The sequence below is a fragment of the Luteolibacter pohnpeiensis genome (assembly GCF_016595435.1).
Lineage (GTDB): Bacteria > Verrucomicrobiota > Verrucomicrobiia > Verrucomicrobiales > Akkermansiaceae > Luteolibacter > Luteolibacter pohnpeiensis.
The window spans coordinates 109780-132528 of sequence record NZ_JAENIJ010000002.1; the positions used below are offsets into that span (position 1 = coordinate 109780).

The following is a 22749-nucleotide window of genomic DNA, read 5'->3' on the forward strand; positions in this document are numbered from 1 at the left end:
AGCACCGACCTGCTTTCACTAAGTTGGAGCAATCAATCCAACTAACGCTATTCATAAGGGAGATCTTTGGCCGAGATTCCGATGAAATCAGGATCAGGCATTTCTGGCAGCTTGTAGGCATCAATCTTTTCCAATCCTAGAACCAATGCCTTACAAACCCGATGCATCCCATCCATCACTCTACCATCCGGATCAAGGATGATCGGAAAACTCAAATCTGCACCATTAATAAGTTTGGAGTGATTCGCGATACTTCGGCATGTTGGAGCATCGCCTTCTGAATCATACCAATACATCTCGTCAATTTCCAGAATGCTGGTGAGTTCAATTTCCGAGGGCGTTAAATCGATCGTTTTCTTGATTAGATTGCGCACATCCCATGCCAGCAATCCCTGTTCAGATGGCCGGAAATGATATTGAGGTCGCATTCTTTCTAACAACGAATTTTCAAAAAATCTCAGCGCTAACTCAGATCGAAGAATTGAAGCAATTCAATGAATCCCCACACGCACCCTTGGCTGAAAAAAGCGTTAACTTTAATGCAATGGCTTCATCGGAATTCATGACTCTATTCTTCACCAACGTTTTGCCGCACCTCGGGTTTGATGTCGATCGGAGGTTCATCATTTCCATCGAGGCTTTGGATAGGGCCGTTTTGTTCCTGAACGGGCACCACCTTGATATCGACCTCCACTGGGACAGCTCGAAGGCCGGCGATGATGTCCCGCAATTGCTCCACAGTGGTCTCTGCAAGTGTTTGCGGTTTGATATAGTCCCGACCCGTTTCAGCAATGACAGTCCGGATGGAATCCAATCCGTCTTGAAAGGCTGAGAGTTGAGCGACGACGCGAGCCACCGGATCGTTCTCACCACTACCACCGAGCAGGCGGCGCTTCATGAATTCCTTTTTGATGTCCGTCCAACGGGCGATTTCCTTCTCATTGGCAATGCCTTCAAATTCCTTGAACTTGAGCAAGTTCGCCTCAGCCCCTTGAGTGAGTGTCTGCGATTCGTTTTGATAGTGATCCAGAATCAGTGACCGCACCTCCGCCAAAGTCATCAGTGGCAGGATCTTTTCAGCAATCCGATTCATGTTCCGATACGAACCTTGTAGCTTGAATGGCGGCTCTGTCCGATAGGCATCCTCTTGTGCCGCGCTGCGAATGTATTCCTGGTTCACTTGCAGGATCGTGTCGCGGATCTCGAACAAATGGCGGGTGACTTTCACCATTTCCTCAATCTCTGCCGGTGCATAGTTCCCTTTGAAATCAATGCCTTCCTGAGAGCCAGTCGCGGCGATTTTCATCACCGTGTAGATGTCTTCCTGATGGCGGCTGGCTAGCTTCGCCATGACCTTGTTAGAAGTCAGGCTGTTCTCGATGTAACTCGCCTTAAATGCCTCAAGATGACCTCCAAGGATATCGCCGAGGTTATAGGTGTCCGCCCGGTTGGCGAGCATGTCCGGGATTTTGAACTTCGCGCCGCCTTCAGTATACGGGTTCCCGGCCATCACCACCGCGACCTTCTTACCACGGAGATCGTAGGTTCTGGCTTTGCCACGCCACACCCCTTCCATCTTGCGTTGGCCATCGCAAAGGCTGATGAAGCGTTGCAAAAATTCGGGGTTGGTGTGTTGGATGTCATCCACGTAAATCATCACGTTATCCCCCATCTCAAGCGCGAGATTGAGCTTATCCACTTCCTCACGCGCCGAAAGGTTCGGTGCTTCGGTCGGGTCCAGGGAAACCACGCCATGCCCAAGCGCCGGGCCATTGATTTTCATGAAAGTGAGGCCAAGACGATTCGCCACATATTCCATGATCGTCGTTTTCCCGTAACCCGGTGGCGAGACAAGAAGCAACAAGCCTGAACGGTCGGTGCGTGTATCCACACCGGCGGTGCCGATCTGCTTGGCAAGGTTGTCTCCGATCAGAGGAAGATAGACTTCATTGATCAGCTGATTGCGCACAAACGAACTCATCACTCGTGGCTTGAATTCATCAAGCTTCAGCGACTCGCGTTTCTCCTCCGTCAACTGTTGCTTCAACCCGGCGCAAGCTTCGAAAGCAGGAAGATCATGTCGCTCGAACTTCATCAGCCGATCTCGAAACGCATGGTAATCGGTTTCATAAACTCCGCCATCACCAATCATCGGGTGCTGGCCGCGCAATCCCGAGACATGGATTTTCGAAACCACCTCAATCACTCCAAGCTGCTGGATGCCGCCACGCAACCAGTGAGCCGCAGCTTCCGCTACCCAGGAAAGTGGTGAGGTTCCATGCTGTGTTTCTTGAATGGCAGCCGATTTCAATTGCCCAGCCATCCAATCAAAAATCACCAGAAAGCGCCTTTCCGCATCCTTCTCAAATGCGGTCAGCACCTTGTTCATTTCAGCGACGGCACCTCTCTGATCCATTGCCAATTTGAACTCAGCGGTCGTTGCGGCTGCTTCAGCCGAAGCAGCGAAAGCTCCGCCCTCTGCCAGCTGTTCGAACAGATAACCGGCCGCCTCAGCTGCGAAAGAAACAGGCTCTGCGTGCTCACCGATACCCGCAATTTGCGAAGCCGCAGCTGAATCGGTTAGGAATGCCGAAAGCTGCCGCTGCAGCGCGGCCTGCATCGGGTGATTCGGAGTTGGAGCGGTGCCAAACGCGCGCCGCATCGCTCCGTGTGAGGCGATCATCGGCGCCAAGCGCGAACCTTCCTGCGTGTCCTTGAACACTTCCCAGAACAACATCGCCAACGTGCGAACGCGCGGGCCGAATTTCAGCAAACCCAATGCATCATGGATCGGGCGGATCGCTGTGAGCAATTTCACCGCATCTTCGTCATGAACGCCCTTGGTATAACCTTCGGCATATCTAGCAGACATGAAGGCGTGCACCGCCTCCAGATCATTGCCTTGGTTTCCATCCTGCAGCATCCGATGAATCAACCATTCGACCCGATACACCTGGCGATTTTCACTAATCAGTTGCTGATCCCAAACCTCGCGCGTGGCAAGAAACCGCTCATCGGTTACAGGCTCAAAAAATCCAGTTCCTGATAGATGATAGGCCATGCCTTCCTCATGTGGCACAATCGAAAGCGCAAGCTCCTGAGTATTGACCGAGAACCGATGCTTGCCGAATTGCAAAACATCTTTGCCGCCTGCGAACAACTCCTTGCGATCGCGCAGTTGTCGGATTGCATCGCTTTGCAAGGTCTTCAGCCGTGTCTGAAGATCATCCGATTTGACCGTATCACCCAAATCGCGAAGTTCAGAAATGATGTCGCGCAGCTTGGAAACCATCAGGTCACCCGCAAAGTAACCATTGATCGCGTCCAAATCCTCCTGCGAATCGGCGCGATTTTTGACACCGCTGAGAATTCGCTCAGCGGATTTCATCAGGTTACCCGCACGCCGACCGCGTTGTTCTAACAGCGACTGCTTCCGTCCCTCGAACGCTTCATAGACTTCTTCACGCTTGCGTGAAAGTTGGTCGACATACTCATCGAAGTCAGCGAACCGACCTTCGAGTTCCTCGACCTGGACCATCACCTTGGTCAGGTATTCATCACACTTTTCGGGAGTATCGCAAAGGTCGATGAAATTCACCACGGCTTGACCGAGCAGCTTCATCTGCGCGCCGAATTGAGCGACGCCTTCACTTTGCGCCAATTCGCGACGCTTGGATTTCAGCTCAGCACGAATGCCATTGAGAGTTGCATACAGCGCCGAGATATTTTCGATGATCGCGGTCGTCTGTGTCGGATCTTCGATCCGCAGATTGCCAACAATATCGATCAACAATTCCAGTTCGCTGCCCGCTTGATCGAGCGCCTTCGCCACCTCATCCGCCTCGGTGGTTTTGGTGATTTGTTTGAGTATCGCGTGCTGTTCCTCAATCGCCTTCCGATAAGGATCGAGCGCCTCGTCACGCATCAGGAAATCCGCAGTCTGCTTGGAAACCTCATCAGTTGCCTTGGTGACCTGCTGGTCCAATGACTCAACAAACTGAAGGTCCACATAGCGCAGTTCACGCAGACCGATGATTTCACCGCGCCGCATCCGCAGATCGGCCAGGTTTCTAACAAAGCCTCGAATATCATCCGGAGATGTGATGCGGACCGCTTTGAGCAGTTTTTCGGTGATCGCACGGACTTCATTCGAACGAGCAGCCGTCGCCTGGCGGAGACGTTGCACTTTATCAAACTCCTCGATCGCCGAGTTGGCAGCGGCGTTGATTTCCTGAAGTGGTTCGGCGAGATTTTTTGTCTCCTCCTGATTCAACCAAAAGTAAGTATCAAGAACCTCGCGGCTGCGTTTGACCAGATCGAGATAAACATTCGCGTAGGTATCCCCTTTTCCAAACAGGATCAGGATTTCCCGTGCTTCCGCCATCCCATGAACGAGGTTGGCATTGCCGACCTTGAACAAGAGAGACTCGCGTTTTTCCTCTGGCACCGCAACCGCGGAATCTCCGGCATACGGCGTTTGCCAAAGTTGCAAGGCATGATGTTTCTGTGGCTGATCCGGTGCTTTGAACTGCACCATTCTGCCATCGGCCGCGATCGCGAAACCATTGCAAACCATCGGCGTTTCCACCTGCTGGGCGATGACGTTGTAGGACAACAAAACGTAATGACCGCTGGCTTGTTGATAGAAAACAAACAGGGTGTCTTCGCCATTCCCGGCCAGCAATCGGCGCTCGAAACGCAATTTACTCAGGCCGGTTTCGAATGTTTTCACCTCACCTGTCGCCAGGATATATCCATTGGCAAACAGAAGCCCTTGGTCTTCTGGCAGTAGAACGCAGGATTCACCGATCCCATCGAGTCGATGGACGGCCTTGGTCTTCTCATTGAAAACCAGATAGCGGTGCAGCTCCTCACGGTACGGCAAAACCCGTAGCACGATGAGCGATCCGATGATCGCATAGTGAATCTCGGCATCATCCAGAGTTTGATCCGAATCCGTGACCGGCTCCGCGTAAATCCCCTCGCCGGTCTTGGTGTTATCCTCGATTTTAACCGTCAGGTCACCGCCTACCGTTTCAACGAACACCCGATCTTCAATGGAAATGTGCGGATGCTCGCCAGAGCGATGCATATCGCGGTGTGCACGGGTCCATTGGAATTCAGTGGTCTCAGGAAACCGGCATTCATGATCCGAGCGATTGCCCTGATACTCCATGCTCCCATCACCATTCAGAAGCCACTTGAAGGTTTTGAAATCATTCTCGGTTTTCCCAATCCGCATTTTCATATGCAGGTGGGGCCCGATCACCATGAATTTGATGAAAACCGCCTCGCGATAGTAGCGAAACAGCGTGTTGAAATCTTCAACAAACCCTTTATCGGTTAGCACCTCGCCAAGAGGGACCGGATGAAAAGTGCCTTCGGGCTCCAACCGGTAGAGTGCGAAAACATCCTCCAACTCCATGGTCTGCTTAAGACCGAACTGGATATTGAATCCTAACAGATAGAGATCATTTCCCAAACCGATGATATCTCGCGGAACACAGTTATGGCTGGTCGCGATGTGTCCGGTGGAAAGAAGGGCTGTCGGAATCGCGCCAAAGACATCCTGCCGCGCGGCGTTCAACTGCTCGATCCGCTCACGCAGAACGGTCGCATGTTGATCAAGCCGGGCACGGATCACCTCATAGGCGCCGCCCTCAAGTTGTTGGGGTGCATCACTCATCTCAAAAAAAGGTAAAGTTCCGGCAGGCTCTAACAGAACCTGCCGGATAGGGTAATCATCACTTCAGGAACGAAGCGACCTTCGCGTCAGCAAGGCCAAATCGCTCCGCGGTTCCAAGCAGACCGATCATTTTCTGGCGACTTTCACCGTTTGCATCTCCAATCAATTTTCCTAACAGAGCGGAAATGCTCAAGTTCTTCAGATCTTCAGTGGAAACACCGAAATCGGTGATCCAGGTGTTGATCTGGGATTTGAAGTATTCCGGATCGCCATTGAAGAAGGTGTCCTTCACGTCTCCGAGCACCTTGCTGTTGTCCACCGCGCGATCTACGACTTTTCCCGTAGTAATCGCCTTGGTGATACGGTCGAAGAACTCGGTTTCGCCGCCGACGATGTCGATCTTCGAATGCTTGAGGGCTTCTCCGATGACAACTGCCTGTTGCTCGGCAATCTGACGTTGGACGTCGATCTGAGCGAGTTCGATCGCCTTGTCTTTCTCGAGTTCCAGTTTGAACTCTTCGTGATCCTGACCGGCTTCTTCGAACAGCTTCATCGCATCGGCTTTCAGACGGATTGCTTCCGCATCGGCTTCGCCCTTGGCGCGCAGCACATCGGCTTCGCCCATGCCAATTGCGGCGGACTCCTTCGAAACAGCTTCGGCAAGCATCTTCTTCGCAAGAGATTGTTTCTCTGCAGAGCTTTGCTCGGCTTCGGCGATGATGATCATTTGCTCGGCATCCAGCTTTGCAGCCTGACGACGTGCCTCCGCAGATGTGGTGATCGAGTACGCCTCTTCGTCAGCTCTGAATTGCGCTGCTTGTTTGTGAGCCTCGGCCTCTTTGGTTTGTTGGATCAGGTTTTCCTGAGCGGTTGCCTCCGCAGCCGTGACCAGCACCTTCTTCTCACGCTCCGCACCAGCGAAGGCTTCGGTGTCCTTGATTTTTTGTTGTTCTTCCACCACGGACTTTTCAACCACGACACGCTCGCGGATGACGTCCTGGATTTCCTTGCGTTGAATCTCGACGGCTTTTTCCGCTTCGATGCGTTTCAGCTCGGTCACGCGCTCACGTTCGATTTGTTCGACCATGCGCTCACGTTCGACGCGCTCAAGTTCGACCGCATCGGTGCGCTCTTTATTGCGCTGGGCAACCAACACCTGGCGTTGCTTGTTTTCTTCAGCGATAGCCAATTCTTCGTCTGCAGCGATGCGTGCAACCTCGGCTTTGCGGCGTTCTTCCTCGCGAACCTTGGCGGCTTCTGCTTCCTCACGGGATTGCACCGATTCGACTTCGCGCTTCTGGCGTGCCTCGGTTTCTTTCAGCTGACGCTCAAGCTCCAGGATGGCTTCACGTGCTTCCACGTCCTGCTGTTTGATCACCTTTTCCTTATCGCGCTGAATTCGGTTCGAAAGCTTCGCTTGTTCAGCAGTGAGTTCGGTGATTTTCTTGATACCCTCGGAATCGAGAATGTTATCGGGATCAAGCATTTCGATTGGCGTCTGCTCCAGAAAGTCGATCGCAGCATCTTCGAGGACATAGCCATTCAGATCGGTGCCGATCACACGCAGGATCGCGTCGCGGAACTTATCACGATCTTCGTAGAGCTGGATGAATTGGAAGCGCTTGCCGACGGTCTTGAGCGCTTCAGAGAATTTCGCATCGAATAGATTACGGATCTCTGCTTCACTGGATGCACGCTGGCAGCCGATCGACTCGGCGACTTTCAACACGTCTTCCTGGACGTTATTGATACGAACGAAGAACACGACTTTGATATCTGCCCGCATGTTGTCCTGACAGATCAGACCGTTTTTTCCTGTACGGTCGACTTCGATCTTTTTCACCGAAATGTCGATCTCTTCGATGCGGTGAATGATCGGCCACACAAAGCCACCGTTAAAAATCACTTTCGGTCCCTGTCCGGTCCGAACCAAGGCTTTGCCTTTCTCGACTTTCCGATAACAAGTTAGAATTAGATAAGCAAATCCAATGGTGATGATGACACCGATCACAATTAGAACAAGGCTCATCGAGCCCAGGAGATCACCCAACACCCCGGGAGGGAAATGGGAACTAATCAAGTGGATGGAGGATTCTTTCATGGGAGGTTTGGTTTCTAGGGTTAGATTGGGATAAATCGTTAGATTGAAGTAGTGGGAATGGGATGAACTAGATAAACTCCGGAGCTTTGATCGAGTGATACCACTACGATCTCAGTACCTCGGGGAATGGCGTCCGCGCCTTCTGTGAGTCTCGCATTCAGAATCGCTGGAGCACCCTGTTCACGAATGACTTCGACTTGACCGAATTTTGAATCGAGAATGATGGAACGGACCACGCCGGTTTGACCGATCACCGGCACCGCATCTTCCTGCTCCTTCAACTTTTTCATCAGTGGCACCAAAGGCTGCGTCACCAATTTGGTCACGATGGCACCCGTAATCAGAGCGCCCAATGCAAACCCAAGGGCAAGCAAATTGCTGTGACCTGGATTCAGATAATAATTCGTCAGAATGGAAATCGCCCACATGGCCGTGACCATCACGCTGATGACCACCGTGGTCGGAATAAGCCCCGCATTTACGAATCGAAGCAATGCTCCTGCGACATCACCAATATTTCCGGCATCGCCGTCCACATCGACATCCATGTCCACGTCAACATCGGAGTCGGGCAGATCGAAATCTAACAGATCAACACCGACTGCGCCAAGCAATGATACAAGCCAGAAGACGACAACCACGCCTAGCGCGATTGTCAGCGGCAGATTGTATGGCAACAACGCCTGCTCCCAAAGTTCTTTCACGGAGGAGACCTTAGGGAGCACATCGATTCATGACAACATGTTCCGCTGTGTAAACGCAGCCCATGTTTGTAGTCACTTTTGATCTATGTGTTGAGAATTTCCACCCACTCCGAGGCCACGGTACATCACGGCGAAGATCACGAAACATACAGCGATCATCGACGCCAGGATTCCCCAAAAATGAAACCAGCCTCCCACTCCATCCTCAACAAAATGGTTGCGCAGCCAACCACAGACGCGAGCACCAATAAACGGACCGAATCCGGATGACATAAATGCCAGCAGTCCTTGCGCCTGCCCTCGCATTCCCGCATCCACCCGGCGATCCAGGAAGACCTGCGCCGTAATGAAATAGAATGTATAGCAAACGCCATGAAGGCCGATACCCAAGATGTGCCAACCTATGACGCCAACCAGCCCGGCATACGCGCTCAAGCTAAAACGCAGCGCGGACAATCCCAGCGCCATCAACAGCACAACTTTCACACGCAATCTCGCCATGACCGAACCAACGATCAGTAGCGCTACGATTTCACTAGCTTGAGCCACCGCCATGGTCGCAGTCGGATGCGTATCCCCCATTGCCTTCAACTGCTCCGGCGAAAACATGTAGAATGCCGCAAGCGGGATGGAGAACAAGGCGGTCACCACAAAGAAAACGCAATGATCCCTTTGCTTCAGCAGCGTGAACGCATCAAAGCCTAACAGACTTCGCCACGACCTGCTCTTGCCCAGTGGTGGTGTATAGGGAAGGCAAAGCCCGATGACGCCTGCCGCCAGACGGCCCAGCGCGCCAGCATAGCCCGCCAAAGGAGAGCTATCCGCATGCAACACGAGTCCTGTTAACAGACCGCCACTCACCCATCCCAGGGTCGCTCCTATTCTAACAAATGGAAAACTTCGCTCGGACTTCGCCAAATGGGTAAACGAAACCGTGGCAAGATAACCCCACATCGGGCCACAAGCCAAGGAGTATAGACCTAACAAACCGATAAACCACCACGCATTCCAGCCACGATGCAATACGAGAAATGCCAGCGCCAGAAAGATCGATCCGAGCAACGAGCTATAGGCAAACAATCGGTTTGCGGCAACCCGCTGATCCGCCAATGCGCCGCCGATCAGTGGAGAAACCATTGCCGCAAACGGCGCCACCATGAATGCGATCGCAACCCACTCGGACAAGCCCAGGGATCGCATGATATTGGTGAGGGCGGGCATCCAACAGCCCGATGACATGCCTTGAAAAAAGAACGCGAGCCAAATCCAGACGAATGTTCCGTATTTGCCACTACCGCGTTCTGGGTCGTTCCTCACTTCATGAGCTTGGCTGTGTGACTCAAGAGATCCAGTCGGTTTTCATGGGAATTACAAACTCGCACCCCGTAGAATCTACGAATTCCCTTGCTAAATGACCTGCGACTTGATTTGTTCCACCGAACACTGTTCACCCTTATGCACGCCCTCACCCCACGCCAACAAGAGATCCTGGACTTTCTAAAAACGTCCCAACGCGAGTCCGGCATCATGCCGTCGACTCGTGAAATTCAGCACCATTTCAATTTCGCGAGCCAAACTGCAGCGATGAGCCACCTCCGTGCGCTGGAGAGAAAAGGCGTGATCCAGAGGCTCGCCGGAAAAGCCCGAGCCGTCATTTTCCCCGATGAACTCAACCGTGCCGAGGTTGTTACCATTCCGCTTTACGGTCGGATTGCCGCCGGTATGTCCCAAGACGCACCTCAGGAACAGCAAGGATGCATTTCCGTCGATATTGCATCACTCGGCATTCCACGTCATGCCCGCACATTCGCGTTGAAAGTCCATGGAGACTCCATGATTGACGCGCACATTTGCGATGGGGATACGGTGATTCTGGAATTCAAGGAAGCACGTAAAAACGACATTGTTGCCGCTTTGATCGATGGTGAAACCACTCTCAAACGCTATGTTTTGGACAAAGGGCGACCGTTTCTAAAGGCAGAAAATCCAGATTACCCGAATCTCATTCCTGCCCGTGAGCTGATCATTCAAGGCGTGCTCGTCGCGCTGCTTCGGCAAACCAACTGATTCACGTCTGATTCAAAGCCACCACGATCTCTAACAAATAATCCGGAATCAGCGCTTTCGCGGGCTGGTTCCGGTTTTTTGTTTTGAGATTACGGTTATACCCAGTCCCGAAAAGATAAGTTCACCAAATCTGGGGAATTGACGGACATGGAATTGCTTTTTAGGATAGATCTAGTTTGAAGCCCCCTAACATGATCAGTTTCTCGTGCCCTGCATGTCGGGTGAGATTGACACTCCCCGTTCATCTGGCAGGCGTAGTAGGACCTTGTCCTAACTGCCGGACCGAGATCCAAGCTCCATTAGCCTCAAATTACCGTCCATCGTTATCGGACATTCCCCTACCCGTTGTTTCATCCCCAGCTGCACGAACGGAATACCAACCCACTCCCGAGTCGGGCGACCCAGAAGCTCCCATTCGGCTTGAGCATCCATTTCGCCCGGAACCACGACATTTGCCACAGCGATCGGATTTCCCTGAGCCTCCGATCGGCAAGCCCATGCCGGAGCCAGATCCCTACAACACAGGGCGCGCCTATCGTCCGTCCGCTTACCGGCGGCGTCCGATTTTACGAATGCTGATCCCGATCTTCGGCATCCTCATCTTGGCCGCCATTGTAAGTGGACTGTGCATGTTCCTGATGCATCGAAAAACCGATCCGTTGCCGCTGACGAATGCAGAGGACCTGCAACCAACGTCTCCGCCCAAAGCCAGCCCCCCCCCTGAGGAATTATCATCCATCGGCGGAGATGCCCCCAGTGCCCCAGAGACTCCTGATGCGTTGCCAGCCCCGAAAGAGAGTCCGGATTTCGCACAGGTCGCCAAACAAGCTGGTGAAGTGCTTAATCAATTTCTGAATGCTCAAAGCCTCGAAGAACGGCTCCCATTGATCGAGACCAAAGCAGATCCTACCACTCTGCAAGACACAGTTCTGGCCAAACCAATGCCTCCGGTACAGCGATCGGTGGTGGAAATGCAACAGCCGCCGGATCCGATTGAAAACCTCATCGACACCTACTTCAGCGTCGCATTCAGAACGGAAAACAACGGCACGGATCAACAGCTGATCTTGGTTCGAACACGACAATCCGCAAATCCGAAAGTGGTGGTTGAGCCTTTCCTCGATTTGTATGGCGGGAGATTGAAGCAATTCTGCGAAACTCCGGTCAGCAAGGCTGAAACCTTTGAAGTGGTCGCCTCAGCGCTAGCAAATTGTTACAATGAGGCGGTGCCGAATCGTGAGAAAAAGATGGCCATCAAACTCATGGCGCACGATAACACGCGGCCCATCGCCGAGGCGTATTTCAGCAGCAAGCACTCTCAGATAGCCGATCTTCTTTCGGATGATCTTTCGGGTTTCCGCTATGGCCAGGCTCAGCCATGCACGATTTTGCTCCGATGGAACACCGAGGAAGATCCCGAGAAGCCTTTCATTGAAGCGCTCGATATCAGCGCGCTCAATTGGAACCCTTGATTCGACCGGCTTCCTTTAAAGCGCGCCAGCCACCTCGCAAGACTTTCACATCTGCGCCGAGATCCAGAGCCCGCACCTTTGCGGCAACTTGTCGGCTAAGGCCGCAGTTTTCATCATCGCAATAAACCACCACATGGGGGTTCTGCATGATGTGCATGACGGCGTTCGCTTCAAGCTCCTGCGCGTCCTCTGCAGTGTCCAGATTCCATAGGATCGATCCTTCAAGCCCATCTTTTTCCCAAGCTTTTCGGGATCTGGCATCGATCCAAACTACTGGTTCGACAACCTCACCCAAGCAGATTTCATCCGGTTTGCGCGTCGATGGATCACAAATCACCATTCGTACCGGTGCCCCCTTCACGAGATAAGTGACACCTGCAGCTGCAAACGTGAGGCCCACAATGATTGCGAGCTGAGTGAACGATTTCATGACTTTTTCTGAATCACAGCAAATGCCTGGAGCAGCTTGTAGCGATCCATCGGACAATCCGTTTCAATACGGAAAATGCCTAAAGTGCCCATTTTTTCAGTAGAGACCGGGGTAACTTCAAGCTCGTATTCCTCACCATCCTTGATGGTTTTCAAATTCGTGGTGAAAGCGTTGGTCGAGGATTTTACCGCATCAAGATGAACGGGTTTGTCATCATGAACCGCGATTTTGATCGTCTTGGAACTCGTCTTATCCCCCACAGTCCACTTCAAGGTTTTTGGCTCCATCGAGATCAAAACCGGGATGTTGATGTGGATTTTGAGGGTTTGGGTCGCGACATCGACATCCTCTCCCTTGAGCCAAACTTTCACTGGTTTATCGACCTCACCGGAAAAATTCCCGATATCGAATACCGCTTGGATCTTTCCGGATTCTCCCGGCGAGAACTGGGTTTTGCCGTCACTTACTTTGACCGATACACATGAGCAACCGCCGTCAGTTTTCTCAATCGTCACCGGGTGCTGAGTATCGTTGGTGAAATCGAACTCGGCCGTCACACTCCGGGCCGCTGGGTCGGCCGTAATTTCCTTGGAGGTTTCAGTAAACTTGAGACCACCCGCAAACAGCGTCCCAGCCAAGAACAGCCACGATCCAATGACGACTTTCATGCGCTATACATGATGCGATCTGGCAGTGATTGCAAGTGCAGGAACGGATTTGATCCTGAAGGAAGGTAAAATTAGCCCGCCTCAATGTTTCTGCTGAATACCGCCGTATGCCTGGATCGAGCGATACCGCTCGGCGCGGGAATCAGTCAAAATCCGGAAAATGCCTAACTCGCCGAGCTTTTCCGTCGAGGACGGGGTTACGGTTAACTCGTATTCCGTGCCTTCCTTGAGCGTCTTCAACTCCGTCGCAAACGATGCGTTGGAAGACTCAATCGACTCAACCTTGATCGGTTGCGTGTCGTGCATTTGAATTTTAATGACTTTCGGTTCCGGCTTTTCACCAACCGACCAAACCAGGGTTTTAGGCTCCACCGAAACCAAAACCGGGATCTTGATTTTGATATCCAATGTCTGCTTCTGGGTTTTCAGGTGATCGCCCTTCAGCCAAACATTCAGGGGTCGATCGACTTCTCCGGTGTAATTTTCGAGAGAAACAATGGCTCGAAGAACTCCCGATTCTCCCGGTGCGTAAACGGTTTTACCTCCTGAAACCTTGATCGCAACGCAAGTGCAACCTCCATCGGTCTTTTCAATCTGGAGCTTTTCGTCACTCCGATTCGTGAAATTGAAATCGACCGTCACTGTCTCTTTAGTGGGATCGACAGTGACTTCCTTGGTGGATTCGGCAAATTCCAGCCCGCCTGCGAAAAGCACACCCGTCAGTGCGGCCCACGATGCGATCACGACTTTCATGGCCAACTACTGGGCCTGTTTCTCATCGGTTGCAAGTGCTACCGAAATAATCAGCCGACCACCGCGCCACTCGGGCCCGAGAATGAACAGAGGCTTATCGCGTTCTAACAGCGCATCCGTCTTGAGAATCTTCTTACGGCTCAGCCAAAGCTCCAAATCCAACCTCATCGAGTCTTTGGAAGGCAGGCTGCGGGATTCAAAACGGACCAGAACCTCATCCGACGGCTTCAATGGCTGTGCCCAGTTCTCGTAACTGCGGAACAACGGTTGATCGTCCAAGCCAAGCAGTCGATAGTGCTTGAACTGAAGCTGCTGCTCTTTTTGCAGCTGCTTTTTCACCGTGTCCTCTACCTTCGGAAATCGCTCACCCGCAGCTGCCGGATCAGCGTCCGTTCCGTAATATACCGCCACCTTCACGCGGCCAACACTCATTTTCCCGGGGTCGTCCTGGGCAAAAAGGGCGCCGCCATTCATGCCGAATAGACAGAAAATGGTCAGAAAGATGGATCTGCAAAGATTCATCGGGAAATTGGTTGGCTTACTCCGCCACCTGTAGGTTGCCCTGCGGTGGAATCCATTTCACGATTGGTCGGAATCATTACCGTTTGGGTAAAATCGGTCGAATCCGGAATGGCGTTAACCCCTTGCAAAACAATAACTGCCGCTGAAGCCGGAGAACTGGAATACCAATGAGCATCCACGCCGATTTCTGGAGAATAGACGAGTGGTGTATAGGAAGCAGGGGTGGCCAGTGGCGGATTGACTTTAGCAACGGGCACAGCAACTGGAGTGTCCTGCGTTTTCATGCCGATCCAGAATGCCAATGCCATCCCAGCAAAGGCGCTGGCGGGCATCAGCCAGGACTTCCAAATGGAAAATTTAGTCACCGTGACCGTAGCTGGTCGCGGTACTGGCTTTGGAGTCAATTCACGAATGCTTTGCTCGATACGGCTGTTAAAGAAATCAGGGAATGGAGGTTCTTCTGCAGCAGGGAGCGCCGTGCTCACCATTTTCTTCCAGTCACGAACCTCCTGACGGGCGGCAAGTTGATCCGGTTGGGTCAGGGCCCAAGCTTCGACGGCAGCCAAGTCCTTACCTTCCAGTTCATCCTCCAGCCAAAGGGCCAGCATCATTTCATCAGGTTTGGTATTCATCTTTCAGCATCGATTGGAGTTTTTGACGCGCGTAAAATAGGCGGCTCATCACCGTACCCAGGGTCGATTCCATGGCCTCGGCGATTTCTTTGTAGGAAAGTCCCTGCACGTCTTTAAGGATAACAACTTCCCTATGCTCAGGTGAAAGCTTAGATAACGCCGATTCGATTTTTTCTCGAAGTTCGCCGTGTGCCAGCGATTCATCGGGCGCATCGGTAAACGACGGGGTCGTCCGCGCAGCCGGATCAATCCGGTCACGTTCAAAGATCTCGTCGTTGAGTTCGCCAGCGCTCTCAACCTTCCGCTTGCGCGTCCAGTCATAGACGGTATTGTGCGCAATCCGATAAAGCCAGGTCGAGAAACGCGCCTTGGCTTCAAATTTGGGAAGCGCTTGCCACGCCTTGATAAAGACCTCTTGCGAGAGGTCCCAAGCGTCTGCTTCCTGATGAATCATATTGCGGATCATGGCGAAAATTCTACCCCGATGACGGGTAATCAGCGCGTCATAGGCCCGCATGTCACCACTCTGAGCAAGTGCGACAAGCCGGAAATCGTCATCCGGATCGAGCGCTGCATCGTCCGGATCGACGGGCCCGTTAAGCCCTTTCGCATCCTTCGACGTGTCCCCGCTCATTTTATTCATGTTTCACCAATTTTTTCCGCGATTCTCTCGCAGCAGCCGAGAGAAATCCTGATCGTTTCAAAAAACATAGGCAACTGGAATGTTCGGATGGACGCATCACGGGGCTACCGCCAGCCTTTCAACGCCCGGCTCTGCCTCAAATAAAAATCCGTTTTCCTTGTAAGTCTTCAGACGGAAATGCGTTGCGGTCGAAAGCACGCCTTCCAGCGTGCTGAGTTTTTCCGAAACGAATCGAGCTACATCCCGCAAATCACCGCCTTCGACGACGACCATGAGATCATAGCCACCACTCGCCAGGTAGCAGGAAACGACCTGATCGAACTTCGCGATTCTCATCGCTAAGCGGTCGAAGCCACCACCGCGTTCCGGAGTCACTTTGACCTCGATGAAAGCCGAGACCGCTGTATCGCCAGCATGCTCGGGATCGATCACCGCGTGATAGCCGAGAATCGTGCCATCTTTTTCCCACGCTGCCATTCGCACCGATACCTCATCGGGCGAAAGAGAAAGCAAATCCGCGAGTTCCGTGTTGGAGTAACGGGCTTTGCGGCGCAGGAGTTGGATTAACGGGTCGGTAGGCATGGCCACAACAAAACTCAGTTCAGTCTCCCAGGCAAATCCCAACCGCTTTAGCGGCAAGAACCAGTTCTCCGCCAGGTTCCACCAGGCGCAATTTGCTGACCGCGTCCTCAATTGGAACCGAATCCACATGGTAGGCCTGATAGCTGACCATCCGGCCAAAGGCGCCTTCTTCCGCGAGTTTCACAGCCATGACCCCGAACCGCATGCCCAAAATCCGGTCCAGTGCCGTGGGCGCTCCCCCTCGCTGCAAATGCCCAAGAGTCGTGGATCGGGTATCTTTTCCGGTGAGCCGCTGCAAACTTGCTGCCACTTGTTCGCCGATGCCTCCCAAACGGACTTCGCCGCTGGTATTGGAGGCAATCGTCACCAATTCACCATCCGGCATGGATGCCCCCTCGGCAACCACGACCAGCGTGCTGTGGTAGCCCTGGGCATCGCGCTGTTTGATGAAATCGGCGACTTTGTTCAGGCTAAACGGAATTTCCGGCAATAGAATGACATTGGAGCCACCTGCGATGCCGCCCCAGAGCGCAATCCAGCCAGCGTGGCGCCCCATCACTTCCAATACCATCACCCGTTTGTGACTTTCACCCGTCGTGTGCAGGCGGTCGAGACCATCCACTACAGACGTTACGGCGCTATCGAAACCGAACGTCATGGCTGTCGCATCCAGATCGTTATCGATCGTCTTTGGCACCCCAATGATTGGCCAACCTTCACGATAGAGCTGCAATCCAGTGGTCAGCGATCCATCACCGCCGACGACGACCAACGCGCTGATTTCCAGCTGCTCCATAGTCCGTTTCGCACGGGCTACGATTTCAGGCGGAATCTCCGCCACGTCGCCCTTGCCGATTTTTGCCACAAAATGGCCCTTGTTGGTGGTACCTAGGATGGTGCCTCCCATCTTCAGGATGCCGATCGTATCCTGAGGTTTGAGAATCTTGTAATCACCTGGCGGCAGCAGCCCTTCAAAGCCATCGCGAAACCCGATCACCTCCCATCCCAACTGGTGGGCCGCTCCGACCACACCATGGATCACTGCATTCAGTCCCGGACAATCGCCGCCGCTATTGAGAATACCAATTCGCATGATGAAAGATTCTAAATGGGTTTCAGCGCGGGTCAGGGACTTTTAAAATTTCCCGCTCGGGATTTTTTACCGGTGCTCCAGACTCAAGCCATGGATCGTAGATGGACCAACCCTGCGTGATGAGATTGCGAGCCTTTGTAAACCGGTCCGGGCTGTTCAGCAAAACAACAATCAGACGGCGAGGAGTGACCCCTTTGGAACCGTCGGGCTTCTTGGTGATAAAGGCATCGCGATCCATGCAAACCGAAAGACAAGGCCCGGCAAGGTTCGTCGTGCCGGTTTTCAGGCCCAAAATTCCAGGTTCGCCGATCAATTCGTTGGTGTTTTTGATATTGAACTCCCGGGTCCCCGCCGGTCCTGTGACGCTGATTTTGCGACTCTCTTGTCTCACGATGAAACTGATCGCATTCCGGCGCATCGCATAAATCGACAGCCGCGCGATATCTGCTGCCGTGGAAGTGCCGATGTTTTTCCGGTTATCCAACCCGTGCGGATTTTCGAAATGAGTGCGATCCATATTGATCGCCGCCGCCAGCTTGTTCATTTCTCCGACAAAAGCCGCCACTGGATCACCGTCCTTACCGCGCTTGATCAGGATTTGACGGCCGACGTAATCCGCAATCGTCAGAGCCGCGAGGTTATCCGATCCGAGCAACGCGGAATACATCGCATCCCGCATCGAAATCCGATCTCCCGGCTGCAGATTCATCGGATTTGGTCCGCCCACCATCGCCACCGTCTGCGGTGCGGTCATTTCAATCGAACCGATATCCAGGCCACTGGCGGTTGTCCAGTCCACCGCCACCACTGCCGTTGCAATCTTGGTCAAGCTCGCTACCGGACGCTTCACCGACGAATTGGTGGCGATGAGGATTTTACCTGAATGAGCCTCTACCACCATGATACTTTCCGTCCCTTGACCCATGGCCACCATTGGAAATAACATGCACAACAGTGCTAAAATCCTGACAATCATATACAGCATTCCTAAAGGCATTGAGATTAGCGGACAGATGCTGTAACTCAACTCCAAACCCGATCTTTTGCCGAACTGCCTTCTCCGAATCCGAAAGAAATTGGAGCCGTCAGACGTTTCTCTCGATTGAGTTATTCCCCCTTTTTACCAATTCCCGCCATCCCCCTGGCAATTCTCCACGAAATGTTTCTTTCCCTTTGAACATTTCTTGCCCCCAAACCCCCGAAAAACCCGAGTTCCCTACCCGTGCAATCCACTATCCCTTACATAAATCATTCGACCACACCTTTTTCCACCATCAACTCCAGGCTCGCGATCGCCTTGCAGCCACGAGATAAGCCACAATCGATCATTTAAACCACTAGATATCGTATGTGGCACTCTATCCTTTCATCCGCAGCCTGGCACAACGTTGGCATCGGCCTCGCATGGGTTGTTACCAGCTGTCTTCTTATTGCAGGCCTGATCGGCTGCTTTCTACCCATCCTGCCCGGACACCTGATCATTCTTATCGCTGCGGTCGCTCATCGGCTCATGCTCGGCGCGGATCGATCCGGGCTCGAGTGGTGGTCCTTTCTGGTGATCATCCTTTTCATGGTCATTTCACAAACTTTTGAAATTGCCAGTGGGGCAGCAGGCTCCAAGTGGTTTGGCGGCACCAAATGGGGAGCGATCGGCGCCTTCGTTGGCAGCATCGTCGGCCTGTTTTTCATGCCATTCGGGCTTTTGCTCGGTCCTTTGATCGGCGCATTTGCCTGTGAGCTGCTATTTTCAAAAAAATCCATCCGCTATGCCACCAACTCCGGCATTGGCTCGGTCGTCGGCACCATTGCCGGCATGGGCATGAAAATTGCCATCGGCATCATCATGATCCTCTGGTTCTTCCTGGACGTCTTTTTGGTTTGATAATTACCCGTGAACAGGCAGCTTCTCCCTGCCGCTCCCCGGACGGTCGCAATCGGGCGCAAGCTGCAGATTGAGGAAAGTCCGGACACCATCGGGCAGCGCGCCTCGTGAAAGCGAGGGACGGAAGCCGTGAGGCAACCGGACGGAAAGTGCAGCAGAAAAAATACCGCCGATGGCCGCAAGGCACAGGTAAGGTTGAAATGGTGGGGTAAGAGCCCACCGCGCCAAGGGCAACTGCGGCGGCATGGAAAACCCCGCGCGGTGCAAGACAGAACAGAATAGGGCGGCCCGCCCGTTAGAAATTCAGGTATTAGTCGCATCCTGCGCAAGCAGGGCGCTCCGCCTCGGCAGAGTGAGAGAAATGGCCGTCCAGCCCGGCAACGGGTGGACAGAATCCGGCTTACAGGGGAGCGGCATCCTTTTGAAGATCGAACTTCTAACCTCGAACGCTGAAGTTGATTGAGTCAGGTGAGGAACATCACTAACTTGAAGCCATGGCGAACAATTCCGGAATGGAAATGCCGCGCTGCGCGGAAAAACTAATGCAGCTCGGCGTTTCTCCGCAGCTGTCAGCTCCCGCTATCCATCGGTGGTTCTGGCGTATGGGACTTGCGATCCAACCTCCGATTTATGCAACCGGGGCACAGGCAACTCTCGTTCGGTGCCTCCTGTTATCATTGCTGTGGACATGCAGCATGTGGCTCATCGCCGGCAAATCCCTCAGTGGCCCTCTTCTAGCAGGCTCGCTAACGTTTGGACTCATCGTTGCGTTATACCGCAACTTCGAACTCCTCCACCTCCGTAAAAAGCTCCATCTTCCATCCTTAAAAGATCTATTGGAAGACAACGCCGAGTCGATCTAACAAAGCTATGACCCAAATCATCCCTGCCATCTTGGGCATTGTGTTAAGCATCACCATTCTCGGATTCATTCCATACATGATCTGGGTGATTCTCACAGCATTCAAGAAGCGATGGAAAAAGGTAAGTCTGCAGATTGCAATATATGTTACAACTCTAACTCTACCAATAGCCGGTTTATTCTTATTTAAGACAAAAGATCATCAAACCTACCTGGCCGGACTTTTTGATACTGAGGTGGAGTTGGCTGTCCCCGTGTATGACTACGACTCGGAGAGGTCTTTCAATGGTGACGGACTTTCCTTCGCGGTATACGAGCTACCCGCTACCATACGAACCCGTTTCGAAAACGCGGATCTCAGACTATTATCCGAATTCCCGAAGCGTCCGAACTATCGGAATCGCTGGGAATTCGAGCACTGGCGTCAAACACCCTCAGCTCCCGAATTTAAGGAATATCTAAAATTCGCTCGCGCCCCTCATGAAATTGATAATGTGGAGCAACTGAAAGAGCATTTCGAAGCGATGGAGACCGCGTTGAAGCAAAAAGGAAGTTACTATGCCTTTTTTTTACAATACCTCGTCTGGCCATGTGAATGATATCGACTTTTTCGTCGTCGACCTGGCAAATAACAAGCTATACTTCATGAATTTCAACACCTGAACACCATCAAACTTACTTCGATTACTCACCGGCACTCCGCCACGGCCATCGCGGCGATGCCTTCTTTCCGGCCAACAAACCCCATCATTTCGTTAGTCGTCGCCTTGATCCCCACGCGTTGAGGAGGGATGCCTAAGGCAGCACCAATTTTTTCGCGCATCGCCTCACGATGTGGCAGGACTTTGGGAGCTTCAGCGATGATGGTGGAATCGACATTGACGATGCTCAGGCCTTCCTGATCCGCCACTTCGCGGCATTTCTCCAGAATTTTCAACGAGCAGATGTCCTTGCAGGCCGGATCGCCCGGCGGAAAGAAGAAACCGATATCCGGCTGGCCAAGCGCGCCCAGAACCGCATCCGCAATCGCATGGCAAAGCACATCCGCGTCCGAATGGCCATCCAGACCATGGGTGTGCGGGATTGTCACTCCACCCAAAACGAGCGGTCTGCCTTCCTTAAAACGATGAACGTCGTAGCCGATTCCAGTCATGTGAATGGGATTCTAACAGAAACTTAGAGGATCTTCTCGATTGGAATCTTGCCGTTGGTCGCGACAATTGCCCAGGCATCCTGATGGTTTTCGGCTGGAGTCAACTCGACCTTGCCACCCGCGGTTTCCACCAACAATTGGCCGGCCGCGATATCCCACAGGGAAATTCTGGATTCGACGTAAGCGTCCAATCTGCCGCTGGCGATGTAGGCCATGCCGAGTGCAGCCGATCCCATCATGCGCATCTTGCGAGCCTGGAGCGAGGCGCGACGGAAGCGCTCGATTCCTGTTCGCAACGCTTCTTCGTCCTTGCCGCAACCGACGAACAAAACGGACTCCGCCAGGTCCGTACGCGGACTGACCTGAATCGGCTCTCCATTCAACAAAGCGGGGCCACCTTTTTCGACAGTCCAGGTTTCGCCCACCATCGGGTCATGAATCACACCCACGGTGATTTCACCTGCCACTCGCAAGGCGATCGAAACGCAAAAGTGAGGAATGCCGTAGAAGTAATTCACCGTGCCATCGATCGGATCGACGATCCATTCGCGTTCGGAATCCGGATTTCCGGCCAATCCTTCCTCGCCGTAAAGTGCATCGGACGGACGCGCATCGAGCAAAATTTTCGTGATCAAATCCTGCGACTCCTTGTCCAGCGCCAGCTTGATATCGTGGTGCATCGCTTCATCAACTGCAGCTTCCTTGCCGAAGTTCGCGCGTAAAAGTTTTCCTGCTTCGTGTGCGGCGAAGGTCGCCAATTCCAGATCGCTCATGATGTCAGTGGTTGGATGAAGTTGAAATTTTTGTTAGATGAAGGTCGAGAATGGTTTCCACCAGATCCTTGGCGAGTTCGGATTTCGGAGCATGAGGCAATTCCAGGGTTCGGTCCGGGAAGCAAAGGGTGACTTCATTGCCGTGGCTATCAAATCCCCTGCCCTCTTCCGAAACGTCATTGGCGACCACCAGATCGCAGCCCTTTCCGGTCAGTTTGCGGCGGGCGTTGGCTTCAAGATTTTCCGTTTCGGCAGCAAAGCCAACCAAAGTCCCGGCGAAGCCGAACTCACCGCGCGCGGAGCCGAGGATGTCCTTGGTTTTCACCAACTCAAGCATCAGGGAATCGCCCTCTTTTTTGATTTTTTGCGGCGCCACCTTTGCCGGCGTGTAATCCGCGACCGCCGCGACAAAAACGGCGATGTCCATGCGCTTGAGATGATGCCCCACCACCTCGTGCATTTCAGCAGCCGTGGTGACGGGAACAAAGTCCACGTAGTCAGGAACGTCCAGCGAAGTCGGGCCTGAAACCAGCAACACGGTGTGCCCCGCCTTGGCAAAGGCTTCAGCGACGGCATAGCCCATTTTACCCGAAGATCGGTTCGTTAAAAAACGGACAGGATCGATGGGTTCGCGTGTGGGGCCGGCGGTGACGAGAACGTTCACGCCGCCAGTCTGGACAGCTGCCGCCGCGTGGCAAGCGGACAAATGCCCGGGATCCGCGCTTC

Annotated in this window: 22 protein-coding genes and 1 other RNA gene; 6 read left to right on the top strand and 17 right to left on the bottom strand. The window is 53.0% G+C overall.

Features of this window, described 5'->3' with window-relative positions; translation table 11 throughout:
• Positions 1 to 47 precede the first annotated feature (47 nt).
• The 5 genes from JIN85_RS01625 to JIN85_RS01645 form a co-directional block, all read right to left on the bottom strand.
• On the bottom strand, positions 48 to 428 hold the full coding sequence (locus JIN85_RS01625) for a ParB N-terminal domain-containing protein (RefSeq protein ID WP_200266954.1): 381 nt from the start codon (positions 426 to 428) through the stop codon (positions 48 to 50).
• A gap of 140 nt (positions 429 to 568) precedes the next feature.
• Positions 569 to 5686 carry a DNA repair ATPase gene (locus JIN85_RS01630; protein WP_200266956.1) on the bottom strand — a complete coding sequence of 1706 codons (5118 nt, stop codon included), beginning with the start codon at positions 5684 to 5686 and terminating at the stop codon, positions 569 to 571.
• Between the two features lie 58 nt (positions 5687 to 5744).
• Complete coding sequence (locus JIN85_RS01635) at positions 5745 to 7787, bottom strand: flotillin family protein (RefSeq protein WP_200266958.1); 2043 nt, start codon at positions 7785 to 7787, stop codon at positions 5745 to 5747.
• A gap of 38 nt (positions 7788 to 7825) precedes the next feature.
• Positions 7826 to 8491, bottom strand: coding sequence for an OB-fold-containig protein (locus JIN85_RS01640; RefSeq protein ID WP_200266960.1), 666 nt, complete (start codon positions 8489 to 8491; stop codon positions 7826 to 7828).
• A gap of 72 nt (positions 8492 to 8563) precedes the next feature.
• Positions 8564 to 9808: an MFS transporter gene (locus JIN85_RS01645; RefSeq protein ID WP_325107898.1), complete on the bottom strand. Its 1245-nt coding sequence runs from the start codon at positions 9806 to 9808 to the stop codon at positions 8564 to 8566.
• Between the two features lie 138 nt (positions 9809 to 9946).
• Between JIN85_RS01645 and lexA the strand changes: the two genes are divergently transcribed.
• Together lexA and JIN85_RS01655 are read left to right on the top strand one after the other, a co-directional pair.
• Complete coding sequence (gene lexA / locus JIN85_RS01650) at positions 9947 to 10558, top strand: transcriptional repressor LexA (protein ID WP_200266964.1); 612 nt, start codon at positions 9947 to 9949, stop codon at positions 10556 to 10558.
• A 497-nt stretch (positions 10559 to 11055) separates the two neighbouring features.
• Positions 11056 to 12030 (top strand): hypothetical protein, encoded by a 975-nt coding sequence (locus tag JIN85_RS01655; protein ID WP_200266966.1) that lies wholly within the window; start codon positions 11056 to 11058, stop codon positions 12028 to 12030.
• Here JIN85_RS01655 and JIN85_RS01660 read toward each other — a convergent pair.
• From JIN85_RS01660 to JIN85_RS01700, 9 genes are all read right to left on the bottom strand, one after another.
• Positions 12014 to 12460, bottom strand: coding sequence for a rhodanese-like domain-containing protein (locus JIN85_RS01660; RefSeq protein WP_200266968.1), 447 nt, complete (start codon positions 12458 to 12460; stop codon positions 12014 to 12016). The genes JIN85_RS01655 and JIN85_RS01660 overlap by 17 nt on opposite strands.
• Complete coding sequence (locus tag JIN85_RS01665) at positions 12457 to 13128, bottom strand: DUF1573 domain-containing protein (RefSeq protein ID WP_200266970.1); 672 nt, start codon at positions 13126 to 13128, stop codon at positions 12457 to 12459. Before JIN85_RS01665 ends, JIN85_RS01660 begins: the two co-directional genes overlap by 4 nt.
• An 81-nt stretch (positions 13129 to 13209) precedes the next feature.
• On the bottom strand, positions 13210 to 13881 hold the full coding sequence (locus tag JIN85_RS01670) for a DUF1573 domain-containing protein (protein ID WP_200266972.1): 672 nt from the start codon (positions 13879 to 13881) through the stop codon (positions 13210 to 13212).
• Positions 13882 to 13887: 6 nt separating this feature from the next.
• Positions 13888 to 14403 (bottom strand): hypothetical protein, encoded by a 516-nt coding sequence (locus JIN85_RS01675; RefSeq protein WP_200266974.1) that lies wholly within the window; start codon positions 14401 to 14403, stop codon positions 13888 to 13890.
• A complete protein-coding gene (locus JIN85_RS01680) occupies positions 14400 to 15035 on the bottom strand; it encodes an anti-sigma factor family protein (RefSeq protein ID WP_200266976.1) in 636 nt (211 codons plus the stop codon). Before JIN85_RS01680 ends, JIN85_RS01675 begins: the two co-directional genes overlap by 4 nt.
• Positions 15019 to 15678, bottom strand: a complete 660-nt coding sequence (locus tag JIN85_RS01685) for an RNA polymerase sigma factor (RefSeq protein ID WP_234047172.1) — start codon at positions 15676 to 15678, stop codon at positions 15019 to 15021. Before JIN85_RS01685 ends, JIN85_RS01680 begins: the two co-directional genes overlap by 17 nt.
• A 96-nt stretch (positions 15679 to 15774) precedes the next feature.
• Complete coding sequence (locus tag JIN85_RS01690; RefSeq protein WP_200266978.1) at positions 15775 to 16260, bottom strand: Lrp/AsnC family transcriptional regulator; 486 nt, start codon at positions 16258 to 16260, stop codon at positions 15775 to 15777.
• Positions 16261 to 16279: 19 nt separating this feature from the next.
• A complete protein-coding gene (locus JIN85_RS01695) occupies positions 16280 to 17353 on the bottom strand; it encodes a 6-phosphofructokinase (RefSeq protein ID WP_200266980.1) in 1074 nt (357 codons plus the stop codon).
• A gap of 22 nt (positions 17354 to 17375) precedes the next feature.
• Positions 17376 to 18299, bottom strand: coding sequence for a D-alanyl-D-alanine carboxypeptidase family protein (locus JIN85_RS01700; protein WP_200266982.1), 924 nt, complete (start codon positions 18297 to 18299; stop codon positions 17376 to 17378).
• Positions 18300 to 18701: 402 nt separating this feature from the next.
• On the opposite strand from JIN85_RS01700, the gene JIN85_RS01705 reads away from it, so the two are divergent.
• The 4 genes from JIN85_RS01705 to JIN85_RS01720 all read left to right on the top strand — a co-directional run bounded on the left by JIN85_RS01705 (position 18702) and on the right by JIN85_RS01720 (position 20696).
• The gene (locus JIN85_RS01705; RefSeq protein WP_200266984.1) at positions 18702 to 19235 is read left to right on the top strand and encodes a DUF456 domain-containing protein; all 534 of its coding nucleotides are present in this window, start codon (positions 18702 to 18704) and stop codon (positions 19233 to 19235) included.
• 30 nt (positions 19236 to 19265) lie between these two features.
• Positions 19266 to 19654: RNase P RNA component class A (gene rnpB / locus JIN85_RS01710), an RNA gene on the top strand.
• Between the two features lie 75 nt (positions 19655 to 19729).
• Positions 19730 to 20098: a DUF6404 family protein gene (locus JIN85_RS01715; protein ID WP_200266986.1), complete on the top strand. Its 369-nt coding sequence runs from the start codon at positions 19730 to 19732 to the stop codon at positions 20096 to 20098.
• 7 nt (positions 20099 to 20105) lie between these two features.
• On the top strand, positions 20106 to 20696 hold the full coding sequence (locus JIN85_RS01720) for a hypothetical protein (RefSeq protein WP_200266988.1): 591 nt from the start codon (positions 20106 to 20108) through the stop codon (positions 20694 to 20696).
• An 89-nt stretch (positions 20697 to 20785) separates the two neighbouring features.
• Here JIN85_RS01720 and ispF read toward each other — a convergent pair whose 3' ends face one another.
• The 3 genes from ispF to JIN85_RS01735 are packed head-to-tail and all read right to left on the bottom strand — an operon-like array spanning position 20786 to position 22729.
• Positions 20786 to 21250, bottom strand: coding sequence for a 2-C-methyl-D-erythritol 2,4-cyclodiphosphate synthase (gene ispF / locus JIN85_RS01725; protein WP_234047173.1), 465 nt, complete (start codon positions 21248 to 21250; stop codon positions 20786 to 20788).
• A 23-nt stretch (positions 21251 to 21273) separates the two neighbouring features.
• Positions 21274 to 22023 (bottom strand): inositol monophosphatase family protein, encoded by a 750-nt coding sequence (locus JIN85_RS01730; protein WP_200266990.1) that lies wholly within the window; start codon positions 22021 to 22023, stop codon positions 21274 to 21276.
• A 4-nt stretch (positions 22024 to 22027) separates the two neighbouring features.
• Positions 22028 to 22729, bottom strand: coding sequence for a phosphopantothenoylcysteine decarboxylase domain-containing protein (locus JIN85_RS01735; protein ID WP_234047174.1), 702 nt, complete (start codon positions 22727 to 22729; stop codon positions 22028 to 22030).
• Between the last annotated feature and the right edge of the window lie 20 nt (positions 22730 to 22749).